The organism is Pseudomonas sp. NPDC047961, from assembly GCF_050272435.1.
Classification (GTDB): domain Bacteria; phylum Pseudomonadota; class Gammaproteobacteria; order Pseudomonadales; family Pseudomonadaceae; genus Stutzerimonas.
Window position 1 is genome coordinate 1 of record NZ_JBNNMD010000016.1, and the last position, 1,236, is coordinate 1,236.

Annotated in this window: 1 protein-coding gene; it reads right to left on the bottom strand. The window is 60.1% G+C overall.

Features of this window, described 5'->3' with window-relative positions; translation table 11 throughout:
* Positions 1–1,121: IS21-like element ISPst3 family transposase (istA, locus tag ACQKIK_RS22560; RefSeq protein WP_499137462.1), on the bottom strand; the 1,121-nt coding region annotated here is incomplete at its 3' end.
* Positions 1,122–1,236: the final 115 nt, after the last annotated feature.

Sequence of the window (1,236 nt, forward strand, 5' to 3'; positions counted from 1 at the left end):
TAGCTGACCTGGTCGCGATCCAGCAAGCGGACATGGCTGGCAATCAGCGCATCATCGGCCACCACCTCGATTCGCGTCGGATACAAACGGCTGCTGACCCACTTACCCGCGTACTCACATGGCACCGAGTAGCGGTTGCGCCCGACGCTGACCAGGCAGGTGCTGGAGACCCGCGCAGGCCGCTCGACGTAACCGTCGAATGGCGCTGGCACAGGCATCAGTTCAGCGCGCTCCAACTCCAGCACTTCGGCTACACTCAGCCCGCTGTATTGAGGGTGCGTCAGCTCGTTCCAAAGCGCGCGGCAGCGCTGGCCCAGCCAGGCATTGAGTTCCTCGAAGGAGTGAAAATGACAGTCCTGGGCGTCTAGCCAGATGCGCCTACGGCTGTCTTGCACGTTCTTTTCAACGATGCCCTTTTCCCAACCAGCGGCGACGTTGCAGAAGTCCGGATCGAACAGGTAATGCGCGCACATCACCGCAAAGCGCGCATTCACCGCCCGGCCTTTGCCCTTATTGACCTTGTCGACGGCGGTCTTCATGTTGTCGTAGATGCCCCGGCGCGGCACGCCGCCCAAGGCGCCGAACGAGCGTGTATGGGCGTCAAATAACATCTCATGGCCCTGGCTCGGATACGCCACAAGCCAGAACGCACGGCTGGCACACAGCTTCAGATGTGCCACCTGCATACGCCGGTAAATGCCGCCGACCAGCAAGCCTTCCTCGCTCCAGTCAAACTGAAACGCCTCGCCAAGAGCAAAGGTCAGCGGCACAAAGGCCTGCGACGCCTTGCCCTGTCCCCCTCGCCAGGCACGGATAAACGCGGTGAGCTGGCTGTAGCCACCGTCATAACCTTCGGCTTTGATTTGCGCCAACAGCGCCTTGGCACTGCGCCGCTGTTGCTTGGGCCGCAGCGAATCGGCTTTTAGCGCCTGCTCCAGCGTGGCGTGAAAAGGGCTGAGTTTGTTGAAGATCGCGCGGCGTTGGTAGACCGGCGGCTTGGCCTCAGGTGCTCTGACCCACTTGCGAATCGTGTTGCGCGCCAACCCGGTGCGCTTGGCTATCTCATGCAGCGACAGCTTGTCGCGGAAATACATCCGGCGGATTTTGCCCATCATTTCCATACTGATCACCCTGTGTTCTCCTGCTCAAAAATTGAGCAGAAGCAGTTGAACACCTGGGTCAGTTTTCAGTCGGCAGAACAGCCTCTACTGGGTCAGTTTTCGGTCAGCGGCAACA